The sequence below is a fragment of the Arenimonas sp. genome (assembly GCF_019459675.1).
Lineage (GTDB): Bacteria > Pseudomonadota > Gammaproteobacteria > Xanthomonadales > Xanthomonadaceae > Arenimonas.
The window spans coordinates 1-5,385 of record NZ_JAIBFH010000369.1; the positions used below are offsets into that span (position 1 = coordinate 1).

The window sequence follows — 5,385 nt, forward strand, 5'->3', positions numbered from 1 at the left end:
TGGGGCGCCGCCCAGGTAGAGGCGGGGCGCGCGGGCGCGGCGCGCCGCAGCGATGCCGTAGCCGGCCAGTACGTCGATCACCGCCTGTTCGATCCGGCAAACCAGCTCGCGCACGCCCAGCCCCAGGCGGCGCAGGTCCACCAGCGGGTAGGCCACGATCTGGCCGGGGCCGTGGTAGGTGACCTGGCCGCCGCGATCGACGTTGACCACCGGGATATCGCCCGGTGCCAGCACGTGCTCGGGCTTGCCGGCCTGGCCCAGGGTGAACACCGGGTCGTGTTCCACCAGCCACAGCTCGTCGGGCGTGTCGGGGCCCCGGGCGTCGGTGAAGCGCTGCATGGCGCGCCACACCGGCTCGTAGGGCTGGCGGCCCAGCTCGCGAACGGTCCAGGCGCGGGGGGCGACGGCCTCGGCCGCGGCGGACGCCGGGCAGGACGCGGCTACAGCGTCCACTTCACCGCCGGGTGCTCGCGCAGCGCGCCGTGGGCGGCGTCATAGTCCTCGCGCGAATGCGCTTCGAACACCAGCACCACCGACACGTAGTTGCCCTTGGACGAGGGTTTGATGCGCATGCGGTCGACGTAGACCGTCAGGCCCAGCGCCTCGAGCACCATCGGCATCACCAGGTGCAGGTCGGCCTCGGCCGAACCCATGGCGCTGATCTCGAAAATGCCGGGGAACTGGAAGCCGTGCTCGGGATTGTCGGACTGCATGCTCATGACCCTCATTATGGGGGCGCGGAGCCACCCGCCCAAGTCCCGCCCCGGCCATGGTGCGGTGTTCCAGCCGGCGGCTTTACTCGCTTTCCCACCACAGCCAGAAGTCGTCGTTCATGCGCTTGAAGAAGCCGCCCTCGGCGACGTCGGCCAGCGCCACCAGCGGCCGCTCGGCCACCACCTTGCCGTCCAGCGACAGGCGCACGGTGCCGATCTTCTGGCCCTTGGTGATCGGGGCCACCAGCTGCTTGGGCACGTCCATGCTGGGCTTGAGGTCGGCATAGCGGCCGCGCGGCAGGGTCACCAGCAGCGGCTGTGCCACGCCCAGCGCCACCGTCTCGGCGTCACCGCGCCACAGCTTCTGGTCAGCCACCTGCTTGCCGGCTTCGTACACGCTGTGGGTTTCGAAGAAGCGGAAGCCCCAGTTGAGCAGGGCCAGGTTGCCTTCCTCGCGGGCCTTGAAGCCCTCGCTGCGGCTCTGGGTGTCGATGCCCAGCACCACCGAGATCAGGCGCTGGTCGCCACGCTTGGCTGAAGCGGCCAGGCAATAGCCGGCCGCTTCGGTATGGCCGGTCTTGAGGCCGTCGACGCTGGCGTCCTTCCACAGCAGGCCGTTGCGGTTCCACTGCTGGATGTTGTTGTAGGTGAATTCCTTGATCTTGTAGAGCGCGTAGTGGTCGGGGTAGTCATTGATCACGGCGCGCGACAGGATGGCGATGTCGCGGGCGCTCATCAGGTGGCCCTCGGCGGTCAGGCCGTGGGCGTTGGCGAAGTTCGTGCGGGTCATGCCCAGTCGCTTGGCGTAGGCGTTCATCAGGTCAACGAAGGCAGCCTCGCTGCCGGCCACGTGTTCGGCCAGGGCGATGGCGGCGTCGTTGCCCGACTGGATGACCAGGCCGTGCAGCACGTCGTCCAGCGGCACTTCGGAGTTGATCGCCAGCGCGCTGTAGCTGCCGTCGGTGCCGGCGCCGCCCGAACGCCAGGCGTTCTCGCTGATGCGCACCATGTCGGTGGGCTTGACCTTGCCGTTGGCCATTTCCGCGGCCACCACGTAGGACGTCATCACTTTGGTGATGCTGGCCGGGTTCAGGGCCTCGTCGTAGTTTTCGCCCGCCAGCACCTGGCCGCTGACGTGGTCCATCAGGATCCAGGCCTTGCCCTGGGGCACCGGCGCGGCCGGCATGGGAGCGGCGGGAGCCACCGGAGCCGGTGCCGGCCGGGGTGCGGGCGCCGGCGTCTGGGCCAGCACGGCGGTGGTCAACAGGCCAGCCAAAAGGACGGTAGCGAAACGGGAAACGGACATCCGGGGGTGACTCCAAATCATGGGCAGGCGCAGGCCGGCCGTTGCAAGAGGGGTAATGCTAGACCTTATTCGCTGAACACCCGCGGGCTGGGCAGCCCCAGGGCGCGGATGCTGCTGAGCACCGATTCGAGTGCAGGTGCCGACACCGGGGCGATGCGCACGCGCCAGACCTTGCCGTCGTGCAGGCGCACCGGCTCAACCTCGATGCCGCTGATGCCGGCGGCCCGCAGGCTCTGGGCAATGCGGCGCGCATTGCCTTCGTCGCGGTAGGCGCCCACCTGCACGATCTGTGGGCCCAGGTTCGGGGCGGCGGCCGGAAGCGGGCCGCGCGAGGCCGCCGCGGGCGCCAGCGCCGTGCGCGAAGGGGTGCCGCCGGTGATCGCCGCTACTTCCACCCGCGCGGTGCCGGTGCGGTCCACGCCCAGTTTCACCGCCGCGGCATAGCTCAGGTCGATGATGCGTCCGGGATGGAACGGCCCGCGGTCGTTCACGCGCACGATGGCGCTGCGGCCGTTGTCGAGGTTGGTGACGCGCACGTAGCTGGGCAGCGGCAGCGTCTTGTGCGCGGCGCTGAAGCTGCACATGTCGTACAGCTCGCGGCTGGAGGTATGGCGGCCGTGGAATTTCTGTCCGTACCAGGACGCCAGGCCACGCTCGACGTAGCCTTCGGCCTGGTCAAGCACCTGGTAGCGCTTGCCGAGCACCGTGTAGGGCGAACGGTTGCCGTAACGGGACGCCGGTTCGGCGCGCGGCTCCGGCTCGGGGATGTTGCTGATGTCGAGCGCGTGCTCGGGCGCACTGTCGCGCACGCCCGGCGCGTAAAGGCCGCCCGGGGTGTAGTCCTCGTCGCGATGCTCGCGCACCTGCAGGCAGGCCGGCGGCACGTCCTGGGCGGCCATCGCGGCAGCGGGCGTGCCCGTGGCCGGGGCGGCGGCCCGCGGCGCGGCGGCGGACTGGGGTACGGGTTTCACCGGCTTGCCGGCGCAGCCCGCAAGCAGCGCCAGCACCAGCAGGCCGGGCAGCGCCTTCACGGAGCGGAGGCGGCGGCCGGCGCCGCAGCGATTTCGCGCGACAGCTGGTAAACCGCCATCGCGTACATCGGCGAGCGGTTGTAGCGGGTGATGGCGTAGAAATTCCGGAAGCCGAGCCAATGCTCGATCCCCTCGTTTCCCTCGAAGGTCACCAGGGTCGCCTTGAGGTCGTGGCCCTGCGCGGCGGCCGGGCGGTAGCCCTTCTCGCCCAGCTCGGCCAGGCTGTACTTGGCCTCCAGCGTATCGGGCTTGAACGGCGCGGCGCCCGGGGCCTGGGTGGCCAGCGCAACCACCGGCTCGCCCTTCTGCCAACCGTGCGCGACGAAGTAATTGGCCACGGAGGCGAACACGTCCGGCAGCGATCCGAACAGGTCGCGACGGCCGTTGCCGTCGCCGTCGCGCGCGTAGGCGCGGTAGCTGGAGGGCATGAACTGGCCGTAGCCCATCGCGCCGGCATAGCTGCCCTTCAGCGCGGCCAGGTCGAGGTTTTCTTCCTTGGCCAGCACCATCACCTGGGCCAGTTCGCCCTGGAAGAACTTCGTGCGCATGGCCTCGCGCTCGACCTGGTCGGGCTTGCCGCTGATGGGGTAGAAGAACGCCAGCGTGTAAAGCGCGTCCAGCACCGGATAGCTGCCGGTGTTGCCGCCGTAGCTGGTTTCGACGCCAATGATGGCGACGATGATTTCGGCCGGCACCCCGGTGTCGGCTTCCACCTTGGCCAGCTGATCGCGGTGGCGCGCCAGGAAGGCGCGGCCCTGGGTGATGCGCTGGTCGACGATGAAGATGGGCCGGTACTGCTTCCAGGTCTTGACCGACTCTGCCGGCCGCGACATCGCATTGACGATGCTCTGGCGGTAGTTGGACCGGTCCAGCCAGGCATTGATTTCAGTGGGGTCGAGCCCGTACTGCTCCGCCGTTTGCGCGACGAAGGCGGCGCGCTGGGCGGGGTCGACCTGCGGTGCATCGGCAGGCTGGGCGATGGCGGCGGCGCTGGCCAACAGCAGCAGCGGAGCGAACAGGCGGAGTGCGATTCGGGGCATGGGTCTGGTCGATTCCTGGGTGGGGCAATTTACCACGCCCCAGCTCCGGCAAGGACCGGGCGAGTCAGCTTCAGGTCATGAATTTCCGGTGCGCGTGCACCGACATCACCGTGCCAAAGCCCACCAGCAGCGACACCGCCGACGTGCCGCCGTAGCTCAGCAGGGGCATGGGCACGCCCACCACCGGCAGCAGGCCGGCGACCATGCCGCCGTTGACGATCACGTACACCGAGAAGGTCATGGCCAGCGCGCCGGCCAGGATGCGCGAGTAACCGTCGCGGGCACTGGCCGCCAGCCACATGCAGCGGCCGATGATGAACAGGTACAGCGCCAGCAGCGTCACCACGCCCAGCCAGCCCCATTCCTCCGACAGCACCGAGAAGATGAAGTCGGTGGTGTGCTCGGGCAGGAAGTCCAGGTGCGCCTGGCTGCCCTGCCCCCAGCCCTTGCCGCTGAAGCCACCCGAGCCGATGGCGATCTTCGACTGGATGATGTTCCAACCCGTTCCCAGCGGGTCGGACTCGGGGCTCAGGAAAGTCAGAACACGTTCGCGCTGGTGCGGCAGCAGGAAGGGCCACACCGCCGGCAGCGAAGCCAGCCCCAGCCCGGCAAGCAGGCCGATGCGCCACCAGGCGATGCCCGCGAGGTAGATGGCGAACACTCCCGAGGCCGCCACCAGCATGCCGGTGCCGAGGTCAGGCTGCTTGATGATCATCGCCACCGGCAGGCCGATGATCGCGGCGGCCACCGCCAGCGATTTCCAGCTGGGCGGCAGCACCACGCCATGCAGGTACCAGGCCAGCATCATCGGCACCGACAGCTTGAGCAGTTCGCCCGGCTGCAGGTAGAACACGCCCAGGTCCAGCCACAGGTCGGCGCTGCGGCCGGATCCGAACACGAAGACCAGGGCCAGCAGCACCAGGCTGCCCAGGTAGGCCGCCGGCGTCCACAGCCTGAGCTTGGCCGGCGTTATCCGCGACACCACCACCATCGCGGCCAGTCCCACCCCGAATCGCGCCGCCTGGGACATGAACAGCCGGGTGTTGTCGCCGCCGGCACTGGCCAGCACCACCAGGCTGATCAGCATCACGCATAGCAGCGCCAGCAGCAGCGGCAGGTCAACCTTGTCGAACAGCCGGGCCAATATCTCGCGCAGCCAGCGCACCAGGACCATCATCGCGTGGTGTCCTCCGGCGGCGGCACCAGCCAGGCGTCGAGGATATTTCGCACCACCGGCGCCCCGGCGCCCGAGCCCGCGCCACCGGTGTCCACAAGCCACGCGCAGTCGATGGTGG

At 69.3% G+C, this 5,385-nt stretch carries 6 protein-coding genes; all 6 read right to left on the bottom strand.

Going from position 1 to position 5,385, the window contains the following annotated elements:
* Window positions 1-375 (bottom strand): lipoyl(octanoyl) transferase LipB (lipB, locus tag K0M70_RS12360; protein ID WP_290782385.1); only part of this gene is annotated, 375 nt, incomplete at its 3' end.
* 65 nt (window positions 376-440) lie between these two features.
* Complete coding sequence (locus K0M70_RS12365; RefSeq protein ID WP_290782375.1) at window positions 441-719, bottom strand: DUF493 family protein; 279 nt, start codon at window positions 717-719, stop codon at window positions 441-443.
* Between the two features lie 76 nt (window positions 720-795).
* Window positions 796-2,019 (bottom strand): D-alanyl-D-alanine carboxypeptidase family protein, encoded by a 1,224-nt coding sequence (locus K0M70_RS12370; RefSeq protein WP_290782377.1) that lies wholly within the window; start codon window positions 2,017-2,019, stop codon window positions 796-798.
* A 65-nt stretch (window positions 2,020-2,084) separates the two neighbouring features.
* Complete coding sequence (locus K0M70_RS12375) at window positions 2,085-3,050, bottom strand: septal ring lytic transglycosylase RlpA family protein (RefSeq protein ID WP_290782379.1); 966 nt, start codon at window positions 3,048-3,050, stop codon at window positions 2,085-2,087.
* The gene (mltB, locus tag K0M70_RS12380; protein ID WP_290782381.1) at window positions 3,047-4,090 is read right to left on the bottom strand and encodes a lytic murein transglycosylase B; all 1,044 of its coding nucleotides are present in this window, start codon (window positions 4,088-4,090) and stop codon (window positions 3,047-3,049) included. The genes K0M70_RS12375 and mltB overlap by 4 nt, the downstream gene beginning before the upstream one ends.
* Window positions 4,091-4,160: 70 nt before the next feature.
* Window positions 4,161-5,267, bottom strand: a complete 1,107-nt coding sequence (rodA, locus tag K0M70_RS12385) for a rod shape-determining protein RodA (RefSeq protein ID WP_290782383.1) — start codon at window positions 5,265-5,267, stop codon at window positions 4,161-4,163.
* Between the last annotated feature and the right edge of the window lie 118 nt (window positions 5,268-5,385).

Coding starts and splice junctions, on each gene's coding strand:
- K0M70_RS12365 (WP_290782375.1), bottom strand. CDS start 719: ATGAGCATGCAGTCCGACAATCCCGAGCACGGCTTCCAGTTCCCCGGC.
- K0M70_RS12370 (WP_290782377.1), bottom strand. CDS start 2,019: ATGTCCGTTTCCCGTTTCGCTACCGTCCTTTTGGCTGGCCTGTTGACC.
- mltB (WP_290782381.1), bottom strand. CDS start 4,090: ATGCCCCGAATCGCACTCCGCCTGTTCGCTCCGCTGCTGCTGTTGGCC.
- rodA (WP_290782383.1), bottom strand. CDS start 5,267: ATGATGGTCCTGGTGCGCTGGCTGCGCGAGATATTGGCCCGGCTGTTC.